The sequence below is a fragment of the Chryseobacterium fluminis genome, assembly GCF_026314945.1.
In the GTDB taxonomy this organism is placed as follows: domain Bacteria; phylum Bacteroidota; class Bacteroidia; order Flavobacteriales; family Weeksellaceae; genus Chryseobacterium; species Chryseobacterium fluminis.
Genome location: NZ_CP111121.1, coordinates 3,082,999 through 3,105,502, shown reverse-complemented (window position 1 = coordinate 3,105,502; position 22,504 = coordinate 3,082,999). Strand labels below are relative to the sequence as shown.

Annotated in this window: 20 protein-coding genes; 16 read left to right on the top strand and 4 right to left on the bottom strand. The window is 36.7% G+C overall.

Going from position 1 to position 22,504, the window contains the following annotated elements:
- Positions 1-6: 6 nt before the first annotated feature.
- A complete protein-coding gene (gene rsmI, locus ODZ84_RS14205) occupies positions 7-681 on the bottom strand; it encodes a 16S rRNA (cytidine(1402)-2'-O)-methyltransferase (RefSeq protein ID WP_266173029.1) in 675 nt (224 codons plus the stop codon).
- A gap of 8 nt (positions 682-689) precedes the next feature.
- Complete coding sequence (locus tag ODZ84_RS14200; RefSeq protein WP_266173028.1) at positions 690-2,213, bottom strand: hypothetical protein; 1,524 nt, start codon at positions 2,211-2,213, stop codon at positions 690-692.
- 60 nt (positions 2,214-2,273) lie between these two features.
- On the opposite strand from ODZ84_RS14200, the gene ODZ84_RS14195 reads away from it, so the two are divergent.
- The 8 genes from ODZ84_RS14195 to ODZ84_RS14160 all read left to right on the top strand — a co-directional run bounded on the left by ODZ84_RS14195 (position 2,274) and on the right by ODZ84_RS14160 (position 11,560).
- Complete coding sequence (locus ODZ84_RS14195) at positions 2,274-2,864, top strand: thymidine kinase (protein WP_266173027.1); 591 nt, start codon at positions 2,274-2,276, stop codon at positions 2,862-2,864.
- A gap of 54 nt (positions 2,865-2,918) precedes the next feature.
- Positions 2,919-3,203 carry a hypothetical protein gene (locus tag ODZ84_RS14190; RefSeq protein ID WP_266173026.1) on the top strand — a complete coding sequence of 95 codons (285 nt, stop codon included), beginning with the start codon at positions 2,919-2,921 and terminating at the stop codon, positions 3,201-3,203.
- A gap of 13 nt (positions 3,204-3,216) precedes the next feature.
- On the top strand, positions 3,217-3,534 hold the full coding sequence (locus tag ODZ84_RS14185) for a type II toxin-antitoxin system RelE/ParE family toxin (protein WP_266173025.1): 318 nt from the start codon (positions 3,217-3,219) through the stop codon (positions 3,532-3,534).
- 3 nt (positions 3,535-3,537) lie between these two features.
- The gene (locus ODZ84_RS14180; protein WP_266173023.1) at positions 3,538-5,985 is read left to right on the top strand and encodes a bifunctional UDP-N-acetylmuramoyl-tripeptide:D-alanyl-D-alanine ligase/alanine racemase; all 2,448 of its coding nucleotides are present in this window, start codon (positions 3,538-3,540) and stop codon (positions 5,983-5,985) included.
- Between the two features lie 3 nt (positions 5,986-5,988).
- Positions 5,989-8,145, top strand: coding sequence for a patatin-like phospholipase family protein (locus ODZ84_RS14175; protein ID WP_266173022.1), 2,157 nt, complete (start codon positions 5,989-5,991; stop codon positions 8,143-8,145).
- A 4-nt stretch (positions 8,146-8,149) separates the two neighbouring features.
- Positions 8,150-8,557, top strand: a complete 408-nt coding sequence (gene ybeY, locus ODZ84_RS14170; RefSeq protein ID WP_266173021.1) for an rRNA maturation RNase YbeY — start codon at positions 8,150-8,152, stop codon at positions 8,555-8,557.
- Between the two features lie 203 nt (positions 8,558-8,760).
- A complete protein-coding gene (gene mnmG, locus ODZ84_RS14165; RefSeq protein WP_266173020.1) occupies positions 8,761-10,623 on the top strand; it encodes a tRNA uridine-5-carboxymethylaminomethyl(34) synthesis enzyme MnmG in 1,863 nt (620 codons plus the stop codon).
- 115 nt (positions 10,624-10,738) lie between these two features.
- Entirely contained in the window at positions 10,739-11,560 is an 822-nt protein-coding gene (locus ODZ84_RS14160) for a class I SAM-dependent methyltransferase (protein ID WP_266173019.1), read from the top strand.
- Between the two features lie 489 nt (positions 11,561-12,049).
- Here the strand turns inward: ODZ84_RS14160 and ODZ84_RS14155 are convergent, their stop codons facing one another.
- Positions 12,050-13,240, bottom strand: coding sequence for a phosphoglycerate kinase (locus ODZ84_RS14155; protein ID WP_266173018.1), 1,191 nt, complete (start codon positions 13,238-13,240; stop codon positions 12,050-12,052).
- Between the two features lie 636 nt (positions 13,241-13,876).
- Between ODZ84_RS14155 and rpiB the strand changes: the two genes are divergently transcribed.
- The 5 genes from rpiB to ODZ84_RS14130 all read left to right on the top strand — a co-directional run bounded on the left by rpiB (position 13,877) and on the right by ODZ84_RS14130 (position 19,145).
- The gene (rpiB, locus tag ODZ84_RS14150; RefSeq protein ID WP_266173017.1) at positions 13,877-14,311 is read left to right on the top strand and encodes a ribose 5-phosphate isomerase B; all 435 of its coding nucleotides are present in this window, start codon (positions 13,877-13,879) and stop codon (positions 14,309-14,311) included.
- Between the two features lie 450 nt (positions 14,312-14,761).
- Entirely contained in the window at positions 14,762-16,915 is a 2,154-nt protein-coding gene (rnr, locus tag ODZ84_RS14145) for a ribonuclease R (RefSeq protein ID WP_266173016.1), read from the top strand.
- Positions 16,916-16,918: 3 nt separating this feature from the next.
- Positions 16,919-17,431 carry a hypothetical protein gene (locus ODZ84_RS14140; protein ID WP_266173015.1) on the top strand — a complete coding sequence of 171 codons (513 nt, stop codon included), beginning with the start codon at positions 16,919-16,921 and terminating at the stop codon, positions 17,429-17,431.
- A 101-nt stretch (positions 17,432-17,532) separates the two neighbouring features.
- A complete protein-coding gene (locus ODZ84_RS14135; protein WP_266173014.1) occupies positions 17,533-18,219 on the top strand; it encodes a LysE family translocator in 687 nt (228 codons plus the stop codon).
- Positions 18,216-19,145, top strand: a complete 930-nt coding sequence (locus tag ODZ84_RS14130; protein ID WP_266173013.1) for a S66 peptidase family protein — start codon at positions 18,216-18,218, stop codon at positions 19,143-19,145. The genes ODZ84_RS14135 and ODZ84_RS14130 overlap by 4 nt, the downstream gene beginning before the upstream one ends.
- A 6-nt stretch (positions 19,146-19,151) precedes the next feature.
- Here the strand turns inward: ODZ84_RS14130 and ODZ84_RS14125 are convergent, their stop codons facing one another.
- Positions 19,152-20,267, bottom strand: coding sequence for an outer membrane protein assembly factor BamB family protein (locus tag ODZ84_RS14125; protein WP_266173012.1), 1,116 nt, complete (start codon positions 20,265-20,267; stop codon positions 19,152-19,154).
- 37 nt (positions 20,268-20,304) lie between these two features.
- Here ODZ84_RS14125 and ODZ84_RS14120 point away from each other — a divergent pair, with 37 nt between their 5' ends.
- The 3 genes from ODZ84_RS14120 (at position 20,305) to tsaB (ending at position 22,462) form a co-directional block, all read left to right on the top strand.
- On the top strand, positions 20,305-20,676 hold the full coding sequence (locus ODZ84_RS14120) for a YraN family protein (RefSeq protein ID WP_266173011.1): 372 nt from the start codon (positions 20,305-20,307) through the stop codon (positions 20,674-20,676).
- A 274-nt stretch (positions 20,677-20,950) separates the two neighbouring features.
- Entirely contained in the window at positions 20,951-21,700 is a 750-nt protein-coding gene (locus ODZ84_RS14115; protein WP_266173010.1) for an SDR family NAD(P)-dependent oxidoreductase, read from the top strand.
- A 75-nt stretch (positions 21,701-21,775) separates the two neighbouring features.
- Complete coding sequence (gene tsaB, locus ODZ84_RS14110) at positions 21,776-22,462, top strand: tRNA (adenosine(37)-N6)-threonylcarbamoyltransferase complex dimerization subunit type 1 TsaB (RefSeq protein ID WP_266173009.1); 687 nt, start codon at positions 21,776-21,778, stop codon at positions 22,460-22,462.
- The last annotated feature ends 42 nt before the right edge of the window (positions 22,463-22,504 follow it).

Here is a 22,504-nt window from a genome sequence, read left to right as displayed (position 1 = left end):
TTAAAATTAGATAGCATTATTGACAATCAGAACAATCTCCCCTTTTAAAGTTTTGCTTTTAGAGAACTCGATTAATTCACTGATTGTTCCGCGTTTGGTTTCTTCAAATTTTTTCGATATTTCTCTGCTTAAGCTTATTTTAGTTTCTTCACCAAAAAACATTCTGATCTGTTCTAAGGTCGTATTGATTTTATGTGGACTTTCGTATAAAACAATGGTCTTTTTCTCTTCTGCAAGCTGTTTAAGCTTTGTCTGCCGTCCCTTTTTCTGCGGAAGAAAACCGGCAAATAAAAATTCGTTGTTCGGCAGACCGGAAACGACCAGGGCCGGAACAAAAGCAGTGGCTCCGGGCAGGCAGATCATCTCAATATTATGGTCTGAGCCCGCTTTTGCCAATAAATACCCGGGATCCGAAATTCCGGGAGTTCCGGCATCTGTAATAATGGCAATATTCTGACCACTTTTAAGATCAGCAATCACTTTTTCTGTAGCCTGATGTTCATTATGTAAATGGTAAGATTTTAAAGGCTTGGAAATCTCGAAATGCTTTAAAAGAATTCCGGAAGTTCTGGTGTCTTCACATAAAATATAATCTGCTTCTTTCAGTATTTTTACCGCCCTGAAAGTCATGTCATCTAGGTTCCCGATCGGTGTGGGAACAAAATAAAGAATTCCGCTCAAAATTTAATTTATAAAAATTTGTTTTCTACCAATATCCAAAGTCTTTGAGCGTACTCATCCACCCCGCTCCATTTTCTTTCATAGTAAAGATCGCTTAGGTATTCTTTAGCTTCTTCCAATGTTCTGAAACTGTTCAGATTTCCGATCACATCATTCATATCTGCCTGACTCCCGCCGAAAAGTGTTTTTGTAAAAGCAATCCTGTCATTAAGATCTAGCCTGAAAGCAGGTTTTGCCTTTTCAGCTTCCATGAAATGGGTCGGGATATTGGTCTTCAGAATGCTTCCTGTTTCTTCTTTTTCCGGAACACCAGTTGTTTTATGGTCAGGAAAATCTTTGTCAAGGGGATCGCTGTCGAATAATGAATGAATGGATTTTAATCCTTTGATATTGGCTAATTTTATTTTTTTCTCGTGATTGTACTGATCCAGGTCCTCAAAGTTTTCATCAGAAGGATGAATTTCTTTTTCAATGTGAGGTCTATCAATCTCCGTAATTTTTCTTCTCTCGCTGGTCTCTGGGTTTACTAAATCTTCCTGGGAATTTTCATTTTTAATATCAGTCAGTAGATCTTCTGTATTGGAAGTTTCTGATACCGGGCCACCCTGTTCCGCCGTTCCCGGAAAAGCCATATATTCCTCTTCAGCTTCTTCTATCAAAATTTCTTCATCCTCTATCGGCTCACTGTCGAAAGTACCTGCAACTGGTTCAGAAGTGGCATATTCTTTATCTTCACTCTGTGCCATCGACTGAAAAGTATCCTGTATTTTTTCTTCTTCCTCAAAATGGTTGATATTTCCGTCATCATCAGAAATCTGATTTTCAAATTCATCGATTTCATTCAGCTGATTATTGAAAACGGCTTCTTCCTCCGTTACTTCATCAGAAAACATCTTCTCCTCGATACCTTCATCGTCATCCGGTTCAGCATCTGCGAGAATCTTTTCCTCATCAACGAAATTTAATATCTGCCCGCTATCTTGTGAAGAAGGCTCCGTTTCATCAATTTCATTCAGTTGATTATTAAATATGGCTTCCTCTTCCGTTACCAGATGCTGGGAAAGGGTTTCTCCGATATCTGCATTTCTTTCAGACGAATGTTCTTCAGCTAAATGTACAACCGTCTCATGCAGCTCATTTTCGACAATTTCGTTTAACTGATGGTTGAATTCAGCTTCTTCATCTTCGTTTTTATGACTTTGGGAACCAACTTCATACCCGCCGATTTCATTCAGCTCATTATTAAAGATGGCTTCCTCTTCCGTAACTTCACGATTTTCATCGTTAAATTCAAATTGAGGCATATCGGATGAAAGAAATGATGAATTTACAGAATCTTCCGCCGGATTCCGGGCGCTGAAATACTCTATGTTTTTTTCCAGTAACCTCAGAAACGAGATCCTGTTACCAAGTTCATCCACAAGATCCTGCTTGGAAAGTAACTCGTCTACGTTGCTTATTTTATCCAAAATACCAATGATATTCTTGGATTCGAAAAAAATCTTTTCCTTTAAATCTTGGATGTTCTGCATATAAGAATCTTGTTAAAATTGCGTACTTTTGATGATAGAAATATACGGCTAATTTAACAAATGTTTTTAGAAAATACAATTAATCATTCCAAACAAAGTGGTTGGATGGAAGTTATTTGTGGCTCAATGTTTTCCGGAAAAACCGAAGAGTTGATCAGAAGGCTGAGAAGAGCAGAAATGGCGGGACAAAATGTAGAGATTTTTAAACCCAGGCTGGATACCCGATATTCTGATGAAGATGTGGTGTCTCACAACCAGAATAAGATCCGGAGTACGGCAGTAGATAACCCCAGCGAAATTTTATTGCTGGCTTCAAATTGTGATGTGGTGGGAATTGATGAAGCACAGTTTTTCGACGAAAGCATTGTGGAAATCGCCAATCAGATGGCCAACACCGGAGTGAGGGTCGTCGTTGCCGGTCTGGACATGGATTTCCTGGGAAGACCTTTCGGGCCAATGCCCAATTTAATGGCTACTGCAGAATATGTAACTAAAGTACATGCGATCTGCAGGAGAACCGGAAATCTGGCCAACTATTCGATGAGAACCTCTGCCGGGAAAGACCTGGTAGAACTCGGAGAAACAGAGTCTTACGATGCAGTAAGCAGAAAAGTTTTTGTGGATGAAGTTTTAAATAAAAAAGGGATTTAATATCAAATTTATTTTTAAATTTGTTTAAAATTTAATAGTTTAAACTATCATAAAATGATATCAGAAATCAAAAATTATATTAAAATAAGTAATTCTATTGATGAGACTCTGAAAAATTCGCCTTTCAAGCTGAAATATATTATCGAGAAAAGCGGAATTTCCGAACCTACCTTTTTCAGAAAAATGAAAGAGAAAAAATTTCTTCCTGAAGAATTGCTGAAGATTGCTGAGATTATAGAACCGGAAAGAATTTCAAATGATGTACTGAGTGCAATTCAGGAAGGTTTAAATGATGTCAGAAGGGGAAAAATAACAGAACATTCAATCGTTATGGATTAAGTAAAAGAAAGAATTGCAAAAAAGAAAAATGCCCATTTACTGGACTAATAAAGCTAAAACAGATTTAGAAATTTTAGAAGACTTTCTGATCCCGAATTGGGGATTTGATGTGTTGGAGGATTTTTATGTCGTTTTAGAAAAGAAAATATCTTTGTTTGAAAGCGGAAATCTTGTACATCAGAAATATGAAGATATAAACTTCTACAAATTATTGATTACCAAGCACAATTCGATCATTTACGAAATTTCAGGAACTCAAATAAATCTTTTGAATATGATTAATAATTTCCGAAATCCTAATTTCAATTATAATTTAATTACAGAGAAGTAGTTTATGAACTACACAATAAAATATATTGCAGAAATTACCAATTCGCATTTCATTGGTGATGGTTGTCTGATCATCAGAAACATAGCTTTCGACAGCAGGATTATTTATTCTACCAGAGATGCCGCATTTATTGCCATCAATACTTATAAAAATTCAGGTGAAAAATTCATTGAATCTGCCATTGGCCGGGGAATTAATATTATTATTTCCGAACATCACTATCCTCAGTTTGAAAATGTAACATGGATTATTGTTGAAAATGCGCTAGAATTTCTTCAGAAACTGTCTAAATATCATTTTGAGAATGCTCACCTGAAATCGATCGGAATTACAGGAAGCAATGGCAAAACCATTTTGAAAGAATGGCTCTACCAATGTCTATGGAATGAATTTCCAACAGTTAAAAGCCCTAAAAGTTTTAATTCGCAGACTGGCCTGCCCCTTTCTCTGCTGCAGATCAATAATGCCCACCAACTCGGCATTTTCGAAGTCGGAATTTCCAGACCTCAGGAAATGGAAAAGCTTGAAAACATCTTCCATCCTGCAATCGGTCTGCTGACTCACATCGGAACTGCCCATCTTGCCAATTTCACGTCTGAAGAAGAACTGATTGATGAAAAAATCAAACTCTTCAAAAGATCGGAGGTCATTATTTATAATGGCGATCATTTTTTGGTTGACAAAAAAATAAAGGAATTGTATTCTGATAAAAAATTAATATCCTACGGTTTTGAACAGCAGAATGATGTTTTCTTTAAAGACGGTATCTCCAGAAATGAAGACGTGAAAGTATGTTATTTTAACGAAGAAATATCTTTTCCCGTTCATCAGAGAGATGAAGCTACATTAACGAATGCATTGGCACTGGTAACGGTCTTAAAGGAGCTGGGTATCGAAAATGATAAAATAGTCGAAAAAATCAATGCTTTAAAGGCTGTTGAAATGAGGCTTGAAGCCATTGAAGGAATTAAGAGTAATATCGTTATCAATGATTCGTTCAATCTTGATCTGGATTCTCTGAAAACGGCCCTACAGTTTCTGAATGAATATAATAAGCCAAAAAAATCATTGGTGTTAACTGATATTATTGGAGTCAGGTCTAATTCTAAGGAACTCTACGACGAAGTTTCTGAACTCGTTAATGAGCAGAAATTTGATTCTATATTCCTTATTGGTGAAGAAATATCTAAATTCAGTGAATTATTTAATGCCAGAATATATACTTTCATTAATACTCAGGAGGTCATTGACAGTAAACACCTTACGGAACTTGAAAATCAGATCATTTTACTGAAAGGAGCCAGAAAGTTCGGGATCGAAAGGCTTAAAGATATACTTGAACTCCGAAAACATGATACTGTTTTAGAAATTAACCTGAATGCCATTCTTCATAATATCAGTTACCATCAGTCTTTGCTTAAACCGTCAACCAAAATGATGGCTATGGTAAAAGCCAATGCTTATGGACTGGGAAGTTATGAAATATCAGAATTTTTACAGCACCATCATATCGATTATCTGGGCGTTGCTTTTGTAGACGAAGGCGTTGAGCTTCGTAAAAAAGGAATTACCGTTCCTATTGTAGTAATGAATCCTGAGCAGCACAGTTATGAAACAGTCATCCACTATAACCTGGAACCTGAGATTTACAGTTTCAGGGTTTTAGAATTATTCAATGAAGCAGTTCAGAAATCAGGATTTGATAAAAAATATCCTATTCATATTAAACTTGAAACAGGCATGCACCGTCTGGGTTTCAAAAATTCTGAGCTGGATGAACTGATTGAGGTTTTATCTCATAAAAATTTAAAAGTTCAAAGTATTTTCAGTCATCTTTCGTCTTCTGATATACCGGCCGAAAGAGAATTTACACTCAGTCAGCTGGAAACGTTTGAAAGAAATTCAAGTTATCTGATTAAAAATTTGGGCTACACTCCTATCCGCCATATATTAAATTCATCAGGAATTACAAGCTACACCGATCATCAGTATGATATGGTAAGAATTGGTATAGGGATGCTCGGAGAATCACCGAACGGTGGAATACAGAGACAGTTGCGGTCTGTGGTAAGTTTTAAGACTGTAATTTCACAAATATCGCTGGTAGAAAACGGAGAGTCTGTAGGCTATAGCAGAAAATATAAAACAGATCATGCAACTAAAATTGCCACCATTCCTGTAGGCTATGCTGACGGAATCCCCAGGCTTATTGGAAACCAGGTTGGCAGTGTAGGCATCAGTAAAACTTTCGCACCCATCGTCGGAAATATCTGTATGGATATGATGATGATCAATGTAGATGCTATTCCAAATGTCAGAGAAGGTGACACCGTCACCATTTTTAATGCAAAACCAAGTTTAAAGGAATTTGCAGCGTATTGCAAGACCATAACGTATGAAGTACTAACGTCCATTTCGCCCCGGGTGAAAAGGATCTATATAAAAGACTAAACCATGAAAAAACTCCTGATCCTTCTATTGACAGTTCAGCTATTTTTGATTCAATCTCAGGTAAAAAAAGATCTGGTGATTCCTAAAAATCCGAAAATAGGACTTTCACTGGCAGGAGGCGGAGCTAAAGGCTTTGCTCACGTAGGAGTTCTTAAGGTACTCGATTCTTTGGGAATTAAGGTTGACTATATTGCCGGAACCAGTATGGGAGCCATCGTCGGAGGTTTGTATGCTTCCGGATATTCCGGAAAAGAAATAGAAAAGATTGTAATGGACACCGATTTCTATTCTCTGATTACGGATCCTAAATCAAGACAGGAAAGTTCGTTCTTTAATAAATCTGTCGACAAATATCTTCTGTCGATTCCGCTGAAGAACGGCAAGATTACCCTTCCCTCCTCTATCAGCACAGGACAGAAGAATGTATATTTATTAAAGGAGCTTTTCAAGAACGTTTCCAATATAGATGACTTTTCCAAACTGCCGATTCCTTTTATGTGTGTAGCCACCAATCTCGAAAGTGGAAATATGCAGATTTTTGAAAAAGGAGATCTCGTACAGTCCATTATGGCAAGTTCTGCTTTTCCCTCACTGATGGATCCCGTAAAAATTGGTGACAGTATTTACATTGACGGTGCTATGACCGTCAACTATCCTTCCAAACCTTTAAAAGATAAAGGCATTGATATCGTAATCGGGGTTGATCTTAATCAGGATCTTTCCAAAAGAGAAGATCTAAATAATATTATTGCGATTCTGAACCAGGTAATTGACATGAATATCCATAAAGATACCAGACGTCAATATAAATATACAGATATTAATATCAAACCTGACCTGAAAGGAATGTCGGCTACCAGTTATGATGACAAGAAAAAAATTCTTGATAACGGCTATATAGAAGGGCTTAAATATACCGATATTTTAGAGCAGTTACCCAAACGGGAGTTTGACCGTCTCAGACAGCCTACAAATCCCATATATTCCAATGTTTATAAGATCGACAGCCTGTCTCTGGACGGTAGTAAAATATACGGTAAAAACTATGTCCTCGGAAAGATGGGACTCCGGCTCCCCTCTCTTCAGACCTATGGTAATGTCAATAAAATGATCGATAAGCTGGTAGCCACTAACAATTACAGATTTATCAATTATGACATCATTGCTGACAGAGAGGCCAGTTATCTTAAGCTTTATGTAACCGAAGATGATGCCCGGCACTTTCTGAAATTCGGACTTCATTATGATGATGTTTTTAAAACGGGTCTCCTGTTAAATTATTCGGCAAAACGTCTCCTTTTTAAAAATACCAATCTTTCACTGGATGTAGTGGTAGGTGATAAACCCAGGTATTATTTAAACTATTTTATTGACAACGGCTATATTCCCGGTTTTGGAATTTATTCTTCCGGAATGAGCTTTGATCTGAAAGATGTCAGTAACAATACCGTTGACCGTTGGGAGTGGTTAAGGAATGAGATGTTTATCCAGTCCGTCTGGAAAGATAAATTTGCTGTTGGCGGTGGTCTCAGCCATGATTATTTTAAAGCTGAAATTAATGATGCCAATATCAGATACAGCCGCTTTTTAAACCCTTATGTTTTCATAAAAAGCGACACCCAGAACGACAAAGATTTTCCGAGTAAAGGAATCTATATTGGTGCGGAAGGAAAAGTAGTGGATTTGCTGAAATCCGAAGTAGACAAAAGAATTGTTCAGGTGAAAGCGGATATCAGAATAAACGTACCGTTAACCAGACAATTCGCTTACCGACTGAATCTTTATGGGGGAATTACAATTGGTGAAAATCTTCCTTCATTCTATCAGTACAGATTAGGTGGAATTTTTGAGCAAAATGTCGTCAATTTTAAAAGATTCGGAGGTTTCTATTTTGCCCAGCTTAATACCAATAATGTTATATTGATCTCGAATGATCTGCAATTTAAATTTAATAAAAACTACTTTCTGAGCGGAAACTTTTCTTTTGCCAATCTATCTGACGATATAAGTTTTGAAGATGCAGTGAAACTCAATTACAGTTCATTGGGAATTACCGCCGGATATAAATCTCCATTCGGACAGATTAAAGTAAACTTCAGTCACTCACTCAAAAATAATCAAAAAGGCATATTCAGTGTTATTTTAGGACACTGGTTTTAAAACAATGATACAATTTTTTTACGAAAACCTACCGGAGTCTGTGAATACAGACTATATCGACTGGCTTAAAGACATTATTATCTCAGAAGGCAAAAAGCCGGGTGAGATCAACTATATATTCTGTGACGATGAGTATTTACTCAAAGTTAATCAGGATTATTTACAGCATGATTACTATACTGATATTATTACATTTGACTATGTAAAAGGCAGGACTATAAGCGGCGAGATTTTCGTATCTTTGCAGCGTATTTCAGATAATGCTTCTACCCTATCCGGAGAATATGAAGAAGAACTGCGAAGAGTCTTGGCTCATGGGATTCTTCACCTCTCAGGATATAAAGACAAAACTCCGGAAGAAGAACAACTAATGAGAAGTAAAGAAGATTTTTATTTGGCAAAATACAGTTAAGCTATTTTTCAAGAAGCTTAATCCCGCTCTCCGCACTCGCTATTTTCTTTTAGAAAAAAAGAAAATGAGCTCAGACAGATGCTGCGATCGGGGCTAAATGAAACTAATGGTTACACCATTTAGAATTATAAAATATAAACAATGTTTCACGTGAAACATTTGTAAAAATATAAAAATATAAGGCTTTAAATAAGCAGTAAAAAATGATTTCAGAAATATATGATGTAATTGTAGTTGGTGCCGGTCACGCAGGATGTGAAGCAGCAGCAGCAGCAGCAAATCTTGGCTCTAAAACCCTGCTCGTTACCATGAATATGCAGACCATCGGACAGATGAGCTGCAACCCTGCGATGGGAGGAATTGCAAAAGGGCAGATTGTCCGGGAAATTGATGCCATGGGAGGATACTCAGGAATAATAGCGGATAAGTCTGCCATTCAGTTTAAAATGCTGAATCTTTCTAAAGGTCCTGCGATGTGGTCCCCGAGAACACAGAATGACAGAATGCTTTTCGCCGAAGAATGGCGTCTTGCATTGGAGAATACCCCTAATCTTGATTTCTTTCAGGATATGGTAAAACAGCTTATCGTTGAAAACAATAAAGCTGTCGGCGTTGTAACATCATTAGGAATTGAGATAAGATCCAAATCTGTAGTGCTCACCAACGGTACATTTCTTAATGGTCTTATCCACGTTGGAGATAAGCAATTGGGAGGAGGACGAATGGGAGAACCCAGAGCTTTTGGTATTACCGAACAATTGGTTTCTTTAGGATTTGAAGCAGGAAGAATGAAAACCGGTACTCCACCGAGAGTAGACGGAAGAAGTCTTGATTATTCCAAAATGGAAAAGCAGAAAGGTGATGAAAACCCTCAGAAATTCAGTTATTCAGACACTCCAAAATTAACAAAACAATTAAGCTGCCATATCGTATATACAAATGAGGCGGTACATGATATTTTACGGGAAGGCTTTGACAGAAGTCCTATGTTTAACGGCACCATTCAAAGTTTAGGCCCCAGATACTGTCCCAGTATAGAAGATAAAATCAATCGCTTTGCAGAGAGAACCCGCCATCAGCTTTTTGTAGAACCAGAAGGATGGAAAACGGTAGAAATTTATGTTAACGGATTCAGTTCTTCTCTTCCCGAAGATGTTCAGATTAAAGCGATGAAGCATATTCCCGGTTTTGAAAATGTAAAGGTTTTCCGTCCAGGTTATGCTATTGAATATGACTACTTCCCCCCTACTCAACTCAAACATACTTTAGAGACAAAACTGGTAGATCATTTATATTTTGCAGGTCAGATCAACGGAACTACAGGATATGAAGAGGCAGCGGGACAGGGTTTAATCGCAGGAATCAATGCTCATAACAAAGTACATGAAAAGGAAGAATTTATTCTTAACAGAGACGAAGCCTATATTGGTGTTCTGGTAGATGACCTTATTACCAAAGGTACTGAAGAGCCTTACAGAATGTTTACTTCAAGAGCAGAATACAGACTTCTTTTAAGACAGGACAACGCTGATATCAGGCTTACAGAAAAAGCATTTGAACTGGGATTAGCAAAAGAAGACAGACTACGACGTGTAAATGAGAAAGTAGCTAGAAGCCAGGAGCTTGAGACATTTCTCCGAGAAACTTCTTTAAAACCCGGTATCATTAATCCGATATTGGAAAGTATCGAAAGTAATCCTGTTGATCAGGCTTATAGAGCTTCACAATTTCTTACGAGACCTAATATTACTTTAGATAAACTGGATCAAATCGAAACCATTAAAGAATTCACCTCTCAATTCGATGATGAAGTGAGAGAACAGGCTGAAGTTAATATTAAATATAAAGGATATATTGAGAAGGAAAAAGAAAATGTCGCCAAACTCAACCGTTTAGAGAATATTAAGATTCCGGAGGATTTTGATTATAAAGCAATTTCAAGTCTTTCGGCCGAGGCAAAACAGAAGATGTCAAACGTAAGACCAAAAACAATTGCCCAGGCAGGTAGGATCAGTGGAGTTTCACCGGCTGATATTAATGTTTTATTAGTCTATTTGGGACGTTAAATTATAAATGTTTCACGTGAAACATTTACACAGATAAAAGGAAAAAATTAAGATATCTGCGATGGTACAACCTGTTAACAGATATCTTAATTTTAATGTAAAGAAAAATAATTCAATGAAAATAAAAGATCATTTTCTAACCCAGGAAATATTTGAAATTAAAGAAACGGAGACTAAAGGTGTCTTTAAGACCTCCCCTATTCCACCGAATATATCCAGATACTATGAAAGTGAAAATTATATCTCCCACCATCAAGATTCAGGGAGTATAAAAGAAAAACTCTACAAATTTTTACAGTCATTTAATTTACAGTATAAAAAAACAATTCTGCTGGACAGGATTAAAAAAGGCGCAAAAGTATTGGACTACGGTTGTGGCGCAGGAGAGTTTGTGAAATATATAGAAAATGATTTTGAAGCTTTTGGTTTTGAACCTGACACTGACGCAAGAAACGCCGCAAAAAATAAAATCTCTAAGGCAAAGATTATAGATAATATCGATTTAATTGCAGATCAAAGCTTAGATGCAATTACGCTCTGGCATGTTTTTGAACATGTAGAAAACCAGGATGAGATGCTCGAAATTTTCAACAGCAAATTAAAAGAAAAAGGTTTACTGATTATTGCGGTTCCCAATCCCACCTCTTATGACGCAAGACATTATAAAGAATATTGGGCAGCCTATGATGTACCCCGGCATATTTATCATTTTTCAAAAACCGGAATGGAAAACCTGATTTCAAAAAAACCGAATTGGAAAATGAGAAAAATAAAACCATTGGTATTAGACTCCTACTACATCTCCATGCTGAGCGAAAAATATAAAAAATCACCATTATTTTGGTTCAAAGCCATACTTTACGGAACGATTTCTAACATAAAAGCCCTTTTTTCGAACGAATTTTCAAGTCTGATATACATTATTGAAAAAAAGTAGAAAATGGAAATTTGGGCTATTTCTGAAGGCCAATTTTCCCGCTGACTTCTATAAAAACCTAAAAAAACCCGGAATTAACTCCGGGTTTTTCTATTTCAACTACTCCCCTAATCCATGCATTCTGAGTATTTCGATTATATTTTAAAAATTGCCTAACTCCCACTTAAATTTGTTAGTTAAACGTTAGTAACTCTTGAAATAAAAATAATTTCAGTTTATAATTAAAACTTTTTTAAACAATCGACCTTACATTATTATAACTATCTTATAATATCAACATAATAGATGAAAAGTTTAATATGATTAATCTGCCCAGTGATCAATCTGAAAAATAATTAAAAGCAGTTACCCAAGATTTAACAATATAAACTGCAAATCAGATTACCGACCACCGAAAAAAATCTTAGCTTATAAAATTAATTTAAGACTCTTGAAAATAAAAAAGTCCACTGAAAAATTTCAGCGGACTCATTTATAAAAATAAATCTCTTATTTATTAATTGCAGCTACTCCAGGAAGCTCCAATCCTTCCAGACTTTCCAGCATGGCACCGCCTCCGGTGGAAACATAACTTACTTTTTCACCATAACCAAATTGTTTAACAAATGCTACACTGTCCCCTCCTCCTACTAAAGAGAAAGCACCAAGTTTGGTTGCTTCAGCAATACTGTCACCCAAAGCAACAGTTCCGGCAGCAAAATTTGACATTTCGAAAACCCCGATCGGACCATTCCAAAGAATTGTTCTGGAATTAAGAAGAACATCATTAAACTGATCTCTAGATTTCGGACCTGCATCCAATCCCATCCAGCCTTCCGGAATTTCATAAATATCAGCTTCCTTTCTTTCTGCATCATTACTGAAACTTTCAGCGATTATCGTATCAGACGGAAGATAAACTTTTACCTGATGCTCTTTTGCTTTTCCTAAAATTTCCAATGCTAAAGGCAGCTTATCTTCTTCTACTAACGAAGTACCGATTTTGCCACCCAATGCTTTAATAAATGTAAATGCCATACCTCCTCCGATAATCAGATTATCAACTGCAGGAAGTATATTTTCTATAATGGTAATTTTAGTTGAAACCTTAGATCCACCGAGAATAGCAGTAACAGGGCGCTCACCGGATTTTAAAACTTTATCAATCGCTTTTAGTTCATCAGCCATTAATAAACCGAAAAACTTAGTTGATGGGAAGTAATCTGCAATAACGGCAGTGGAAGCATGAGCGCGGTGCGCAGTTCCGAAAGCATCATTCACATAAGCATCTCCCAGTCTCGAGAGCTGCTCAGCAAAATCAGCATCCCCTTTTTCCTCTTCACTATGAAAACGCAGATTCTCTAACAGAAGAACTTCTCCGGTTTTAAGAGCAGAGGCAGCCTGTACAGCCTTCTCCCCTACACATTCATCTACGAATTTCACTTCTTTGCCCAGAACATTGGAAACTTCATCAACAATATGTTTAAGCGAGAATTTATCATTCACTTCTCCTTTTGGCCGTCCCAGGTGAGCCATCAGAATTACAGATCCCCCATCATTCAGAATTTTATCTACCGTAGGCTTTACAGCTACGATTCTTGTATTGTCTGTTACTTTAAGCTGATCATCCTGCGGAACATTGAAATCAACTCTTACAAGAGCCTTCTTTTCATTAAAATTGAAATCATTGATTGTTTTCATATGTACATTTATATTATTTCTTCGGTCATCCCGGAACAGACTTCTTCTAAGCTTTATAAAAATTTCGGGCAAGTCAGCTTCCTGGATATTTTGAATTTTCGTTTCACAAATGTAAGATTTTAAAATTTTTGAAGAGCGCAACCTTTTAAAAGTTTTTAAAAAGTTTCCCCCAGACCACTCATTCAATAATCAACATATTCTTCTTCTCTTTAAAAAAAGAAATAATGTAGTTGTTGTTGAGTCTTGTTAGTAACGGGGATAAGTTTTACTCTAAAAATTGATAACAAATAATTTTTATTCAATTCACAGGTTATCTACATTATAATATCCTGTAAGCGTGGTATTTTGGATACTTATTAACAAATGTGGGTAACTTTCATTAATCCCTGTTATTAATAAGTGCTTTATGGAAAACCCGGAGATTAGTCCCAGAAAACTTTTTGAAAATTGTGAACAAAAAATTTTGATAAAATTTCCGTTACAAATTTTTCTAATGTTACGAAACATTTAATTCGCGATACTTTTCCACAGTTATTAACAATGCATTTCACAAATTACTCCCTAAAATTTAAGACTTATCCACATTATACTTACATTTGTGTGGAAATAAATCGAATAAGACATAATACAGGAATTATGAAAAGAAAAATTGCTATCGCAGGTGACCATGCCGGTTACGAGTATAAGGAGATTGTTAAGAACTATTTATCAGAAAACTTTGAGGTTCAGGATTTTGGAACGTTTTCCACAGACAGTGTGGATTATCCGGACTTTGTACACCCTGCCGCGACTTCTGTTGAGAACGGAGAGAATGAATTGGGTATTTTGATATGCGGAAGCGGAAACGGTGTCCAGATCACGGCGAACAAACATCAGAAAATACGTTGTGCCCTTTGCTGGATGCCGGAGATTGCCAGCCTGGCAAGACAGCATAATGATGCCAATATGATCTCTATGCCTGCCCGATTCATATCGAAGGAACTGGCTATTGAAATCGTAGAGAAGTTTTTGTCCACGGACTTTGAAGGTGGCAGACACCAGAACAGAGTTGATAAAATCGCATTTTGCTAATTATAAAGGCTTGTAAATCAAATTACAGGCCTTATTTATTTTTTATTTCATATATTTGCATGTCCAATAGATGATACCAGTCTGTTATTTCCACTAACCTATCTTGATAATCAAAAGATATTTATAAAGGTTTTTTTTTCCTACTTGTCTCCATATTGATAGTATCTTTATAAAACTAAACTCCCAGTTGTAGAATAATTTGGAAGGAAAATTGATGTAATTCTGATAATAAATGCTGCCGGGGAAATATATGAAGTGAACTTACAAACCCTAAAGCGGTATTGGTGGTCAATTAAAAATAAAGTCGTACATATCAGAAGAGCTAAATCCTGATTTTGTATAAGAAACAAAATAAAATTCTCACCGGGCGGGACGATGTATGCCGGATATATATTCTAAGGATACAAAACCCGGAAACTGTGATGAGATTAATTAATAAGAAAATTAAAAATGTCAAAAAAAAGAAAATATATAAGCCAGAAAAATGATCATAAACTTCAGGAAATCGGAAGACTGATCCTGCGCTTTATGAACGAAAACTCCACAAAAATCTATAATTATAAACAGATTGCAGACGGAATAGATCATAAAAATCCAAGACAGAGAGAGCTGGTGATTCAGGCTTTGCACAAACTTCAGTCCTCCGAAAGAATTAAAGAAACTGATAAAGGAAAGTATATCATTAATCTCAATATCAAAGGTACCCTTACCGGGATTATCGATTTTAACCAGTCAGGAAATGCCTATGTAAATGTTGAAGGAATGGAAGACGATGTGTTTATCCATTCTAAAAATGTGAAAGATGCATTGCAGGGTGATAAAGTTTTAATCGTAACCTATACATATAAAGGTAAAAAAATTGAAGGTTCAGTACTGGAAGTCCTGGAAAGAAGCAGGACCGAATTTGTAGGAACCCTTCAGGTGGTACCTCATAAAGATTTCGGATTTGTCGTTTGTGATAAAAAGTCGATTAATACTGATATTTTTATTCCTAAAGGCAAATTCGGAGGCGCTGAAGACGGTAATAAAGTTATTGTGAAGATGACCGAATGGAGGCCGGGAGATAAAAATCCTGAAGGCGAAATTATTACGGTTTTAGGTGCACCCGGGGAACATGAAACAGAGATTCATTCAATTTTGGCTGAATACGGTCTTCCTTATAATTTTCCCGAAGAAGTGGAAAAAGATGCTGATAAAATCGACAGAAGTATCAATGAAGAAGAAGTCGCGAAACGCTGGGATATGCGTGATATACTAACTTTTACGATAGATCCTAAAGATGCCAAGGATTTTGATGATGCATTGTCCATGAGAAAGTTAGAAAACGGGAACTGGGAAGTAGGTGTTCATATCGCAGACGTATCACACTATGTTGTTCCCGGCACCATTCTGGATGATGAAGCCTATCAGAGAGCAACTTCTGTTTACCTGGTAGACCGTGTCGTACCTATGCTTCCTGAGGTTTTAAGTAATGATGTGTGCTCGCTGCGTCCCCACGAAGATAAATTTACGTTCTCTGCCGTTTTTGAACTGGATGACAACGCTGAAATTCAGAAGCAATGGTTTGGAAGAACGGTTATTCATTCCGACAGAAGATTTACTTATGAAGAAGCTCAGGAAAGGATAGAAACTAAGGAAGGCGATCTGGCGGAGGAAATTCTGGTTCTCGATCAGCTGGCGAAAATTATGCGTCAGAAGAGGATCAAAAACGGAGCAATTACTTTTGACAGAAGTGAAGTTCGTTTCAACCTGGATGAAAATAACCAGCCGATCGGGGTTTATTTTAAGATAAGTAAGGATTCGAATCATCTGATTGAAGAATTTATGTTGCTGGCCAATAAAAAAGTGTCAGAATTTGTATCTCTCAATAAGAGAGGAGAAATTACTCAGAATACCTTCATTTACAGGGTTCATGATGATCCGGATCCGGCAAAATTAGAATCCTTAAGAGATTTTGTTTCTACATTCGGATACAAAATGGATCTTGCCAATACCAAAAAGGTAGCCGAATCTTTAAACAGGTTACTGCACGATGTAAAAGGAAAAGGCGAAGAGAATATGATTGAAACTTTAGCCATGCGAAGCATGAGTAAAGCAGTATATTCTACAGAACCGATCGGTCACTACGGTCTAGGGTTCGACTACTACAGCCACTTCACCTCTCCTATCCGACGTTATCCCGATCTGCTTGCCCACAGGCTGCTTCAGCATTACCTGGATGGAGGAAAATCTCCGAGCAGACCGGAACTGGAAGATAAAGCCAAACACTGCAGTTCTATGGAAAGACTCGCAGCCGATGCAGAAAGAGATTCCATCAAATACATGCAGGTAAAATTCATGGAGAAACATTTGGGTGAAACCTTCAATGGAGTCATTTCCGGAGTTGCTGAATTTGGTTTTTGGGTAGAAATTCCCGAAAACGGTGCAGAAGGTCTCATTAAGCTGAGAGATCTTGTAGATGATTCTTATACCTATGATGCAAAAACACATGCAGTATACGGGTCCAGACACGGAAAAAGATACCAGTTGGGAGATCAGGTTCAGATCAAGGTGGTGAAAGCCAACTTAATTCAGAAACAGCTTGATTTCAAAATTGTAGATTAATTCATGACGGAAACCGATAAATATATCGTTTTTAGTTTGCTCAATGTGGCCCTGTTGGTAACAGTAGTTTTTAATACTGTTATCAGTTTTTATTTATTTGTAGCCATCATCTTCATTCTGATCATGGTATGTTCTGTTCTGATCAGGAAAAAAATTCTGAAGACAGGGCCGTTAGGAAAGAAATATTTCTACGGGGTCACCTTTCCAATGATAGTCAATTCATTTTTTCTGATCAATTACCTTACGGGTATGAATCCGGTCAGGGAAACCTACTGCTTCAGAAATATGATGGCCGAAGTCGGGAGTAAGCACAGCCATCAGAAAGGAAAAACCACCTACATCTACCTCAATGGCAATGCCTATGAGTATTCGTATATGACCCGGAGTTTTTTTATAGATTATAAAAGAATGCTATTTAAAAACCAAATAACGTATACTTTTGAAAGAGGAATACTGGGAATGAAAATCAGAAAAGATTTTGAATTTACGTACAACGAAAACTGCATGAACCGATAAGCTGAAAGCAATTGCATTTCCGGATTGTTGATTTATTAAATCATAAAGTATAAATTTGTATAAACGGGATGAAACTTGTTTTTCATTTAAAATACTACTGAATGTTTGAACTTATATTATCTGCTATCGTATTAGGATTTATGCTGAGCCTGGTTTTTATAGGACCTATTTTTTTTCTGCTTATTGAAACCAGCTTTTCCAGGGGCCCGAAGCATGCTTTAGCATTGGACATTGGAGTTATTTCCGCAGATCTCCTCTGCATTCTGGCTGCCTACTATGCGAGCGCAGATATTGTAACATTAATTGACAAACATCCCGGTTTTTACAGAATTACCTCTATTCTCATCCTGGTTTACGGAATTGTGATGATGGTTACTAAGACCAAAATGCATATGCCGGGTGAAGATAAAATCATCAGTCAAAACTATTTTAAAACCTTTATGAATGGTTTTTTCTTTAATCTTCTGAATGTCGGGGTGATTCTTTTCTGGCTGGTTACGGTAATTTCCGTAAGAAATCAGTATCCGGATACCGGCAGTTTTATACTCTATATCGGAATTGTGATTGCCACTTACCTGTGTATTGATCTGGCTAAGATATTTCTGGCCAAACAATTCCATGATAAACTCACTCAGACCTTAGCCAATAAAATAAGAAGAATAGTCGGAGGCATACTTATTGTCTTCAGTTTTTTTATCTTTTTACAAAGCTTCAAAAAATTCAATCAGTTTGATAAACGGTTGGAAGAAGCTGAAAAAAAAGAAGTTAAATACCAAGAAACAAAATGAAAAAGATAATCTTTCCCAAGTCTCTTAAGAAAGGCGCAAAAATCGCTGTTATTTCCCCCGCCGGAGCAGTAGAATCTTCCGAGCTGGAAGGCGGAATTCAACTTATTAAAAGTAAAGGTTTCGAGCCTGTTTTAGGAAAAAACCTTTATTCCAGATTTTCGAACGGCTACAATTATGCAGGAACTGAGCAGGAAAGAACAGAAGACATCAACTGGGCTTTTAACGATAAGGAAATCTCCGCGGTGTGGGCTTCCAGAGGCGGATATGGATGTCAGCATCTGATAGAACATATTAATTTAAACAGTTTTGCAGAGAATCCTAAATGGTATATCGGATACTCGGATAATACGGTAATCCAAAGTTATTTACTGAAGAACGGATTTGCTTCAATTCACGGGCAAACCGTTAAAACACCCATTTCCGGAGTAACAGACGAGACGTATGAGCTTATTTTTGATGCCCTGCAGGGCAAAATGCCGGAATACAACCTTATGTCGCATGAATTAAATAAAGAAGGGAATATTGAAGGAGAACTCGTCGGAGGGAATTTAGCCCTTATATATGCCCTGATGGGAACCAAATACTCCTTCGAATTCAAAGATAAAATTTTGTTCATTGAAGATGTGGGTGAAAACTTTTATCCTTTGGACCGAATGATCATGAGCCTGGAACTGGCTGGAGTGTTCGATAAAATTTCAGGATTAATCGTTGGTGGAATGACCAATATGGGCGATGAAAAAGAAAATGACGAATACCATGAAAGCTTTGATCCGTTTGCTTATAAATTAATTGCAGACAAAATTTCAAAGTACAATTTCGCGGCTGTATTCGGATTTCCAAATGGGCATATCAAAGATAACCGCCCTTTGATTATCGGTGGGAATGTGAAATTACAGGCTAAGAATAAGGTTAAGATTGAGTTTTAGAAATGTTTAATCTCTCCCGCCAGACTTGCTTGGATAAACTAATTTTCCATCGTTATTGATTATTACGGGAGCTGAAGTAACAACTGAATTTATTGGGTATTTCCATATTTGCGTACCGTCGTTCTCGGAAAAAGCATATATAAAATTTGAACCTCCACCACCAATGAAAACAGTGGATTTAGTAGTGACAGCTTCTGCACTATTGGAATATATGGTTTTTTGCCACTTTATACTTCCTGTTTGTTTATCAATGACAAGAAGACTACCTGAGCTGGAATTTACAGAAATATAGTTTTCATTTACAAAAGGACTGCTGGAATAACCACCTGCGTTGTAGGATTGCCAAATGATATTTCCTGTAGAAGCATCTACTTTATACAGAGAATTTTCATCAGTAGTATATAAATATCCATCCAAAATTGTAGGAGAAGAAGATTCAAGAGAACTTCCAAGTTGTACTTTCCAATTTAATCCGCCTGTAACTTTATTAATATTGTAAATATTACCATTTCTATTTCCGATGTACAGGTTATTTTGAATTATCGAAGGCGAAGAAGAATTAAAAATATTTCCAGCATAATATTTCCATTTCAGAGTTCCATTACTTTGATCTAAGGCGTAGAGGTAGCCATCATCACTACCAAAATATACTATTTCTCCGGATACAATAGGACTAGAACTTACATTAAAACCAGTAGTATACTTCCATTTTAAATCTCCTGTTGTAGCATCCAGTGCATAGAAATTATCATCATCACTACCAAAGAAAACAGTATTATTGGAAACATACACGCTTGATTCGATTGCTTGATTTGTTTTGAATTTCCATAATAAACTTCCATTATTAGCATCTAAAGCGTATAAATAGCTATCAGTACAACCAACATATATTACATTATTATAATAAAAAGCGGTACTGTATGTAAAACTTCCGTTAGCAACTGAAAAAGACCACTTTAAGTGACCACTTCCTGAATCAAAAGCATAATATTGATTAATCGCACCAATGAACATTATATTTTTTGTCTTAATATCTGCTGGAGTTTCATTAATATCCTCAGATGAAGAACAACTCATTGAACATACTAATGCAAAAAAATAGAAAAGTAAATTAAATTTCATAGGTTTGAAAAAAGTATGGCAAAAATATAAATTTATTATGGCAAATCACAATGACTTTGGTAAATTAGCAGAAGATATTGCGGTAGAATTTTTAGTGAAAAATGGCTATAGAATTCTGTGCAGAAATTTTCGTTTTCAAAAAGCTGAGATTGATATTATAGCTGAAAAAGATCAGATGATCGTTATTGTGGAAGTAAAAGCACGTTCTACCGATACTTTTATCATGCCTCATGAAGCCGTAACAAAAACTAAAATACGGTCCATTGTTAATGCTGCCAATCATTATCTGGAAGAATTCAAAAAAAATCAGGAAGCGCGATTCGATATCATATCGGTCCTGCCGGATGAGAAAGGAATTTTATCTGTGGAACATATGATCGATGCTTTTAAGTCTTTTGATGCTAACTAACGGAATCTGTACTCTGACATATAATAAGAACGTAATATATTACTAAATCATTTACAGCATTGTCGTTTCATCTATAATTATAGTTTTAGGATTGCCCCTACCCTGCTCCATCTAAAACTATTGATTTACGATAGCCAATAAAACTAATGGATATACATCACATCGTATCAATATCCGTTTGCTGTAGTTGATCAATGTCCTGCTGATATCAAGGTTGAATTTCAGATATGACAATAAATAAACAAATACGAAATATCAAAAAAGTTATACAATTATGAAGACTATATTAATTACCGGTGCAACTTCCGGAATAGGAAGATCAACGGCAGAACTCTTTGCAAAACAAGGGAACAGGATTATTATCTGTGGCAGAAGAAATGAAGTATTGGAAGCTTTGAATAAAGAGTTGTCTCAAATTACCGATGTTTTTAGTTTAAAATTCGATGTCAGAAATTTAAAGGAAGTGGAATCTGCCATTCAATCTTTGCCGGAGAGTTGGAAGAATATTGATGTCCTGATCAATAATGCAGGAAATGCACATGGCCTGCAGCCTCTTTCTGATGGAAATACAGAGGATTGGGATATGATGATCGACGGAAATGTGAAGGGACTGCTCTATGTTTCTAAAACCATTATTCCTGCAATGAAAGAGAGAAATTCAGGTCATATCGTAAACATTAGTTCAGTCGCAGCACGGCAGACTTATGTCAATGGTGTTGTTTATTGTTCGACTAAAAAAGCAGTTGATGTGATTTCCGAAGGAATGAGACTTGAGCTGACGGAATTTGGGATCAGGGTGACGAACATTCAGCCCGGTGCTGTAGAAACAGATTTCTCTTTAGTAAGGTTCAAAGGAGACGCAGAGAGGGCGGCCACGGTTTATGCGGGATATCAACCCTTAACAGCAGAAGATATTGCAGATTCGATTGCGTACTGTGTCAACGCGCCTAAACATGTTTGTGTTTCAGATATGACCATTTATCCGGCTGCCCAGGCAGAACCGAGAACCATTTACAGAAAGTAATTTCAGAAAGAATTAAATTTGCAGAAAGAATCAAAGCGTTCTGCTTTAGTAAATTTAAAATCTTAAAATAAAAAAATGAAAATTTTATATATCGAAACTTCTTCAAAGAACTGCTCAGTGGCTATTTCCGATGATGAAAAACTGCTGTGCCTCACAGAAGAAGTCTCGGAAAACTATAAACAGTCAGAAAACCTTCACACGTTTGTAGAATGGGCACTGGAAGGGGCGGGGATCTCAATGAAAGATATTGAGGCTGTTTCTCTGGGGAAAGGACCGGGTTCCTATACCGGTTTGAGGATTGGTGCAGCTTCTGCCAAGGGATTTTGTTATGGATTAAAGATTCCTCTTATTGCAATCAATTCTCTCGAAAGCATGATAGAGCCGTTTTTAGATAAAAAGTATGACTATATTATCCCATTGATCGATGCGAGGAGAATGGAGGTGTATACGGCTGTATATGACGGCATTTCGGGTACAGAGATTTCTCAGACGGAAGCCAAGATTTTAGATGAAACGTCCTTTGCTGAATATCATGATAAAAAAATTGTATTCGTGGGCGATGGTGCGGTAAAAGCAAAAGAGATTCTACAGCTGCCGGATGCAGACTATCAGGAATCAATTTATCCTTCTGCACAATATTTAATAAAGAGAACTTTGGAGAAAATAGAAAATAACGACTTTGAAGATATCGCCTATTTCGAACCGTTCTATCTGAAGGATTTCCATGGAGTAAAGAAAAAGAAATCATCCGATTCTATCTGATGCAGTGATAAATTACCTAAAAAGCGAAGACAATTCTTCGCT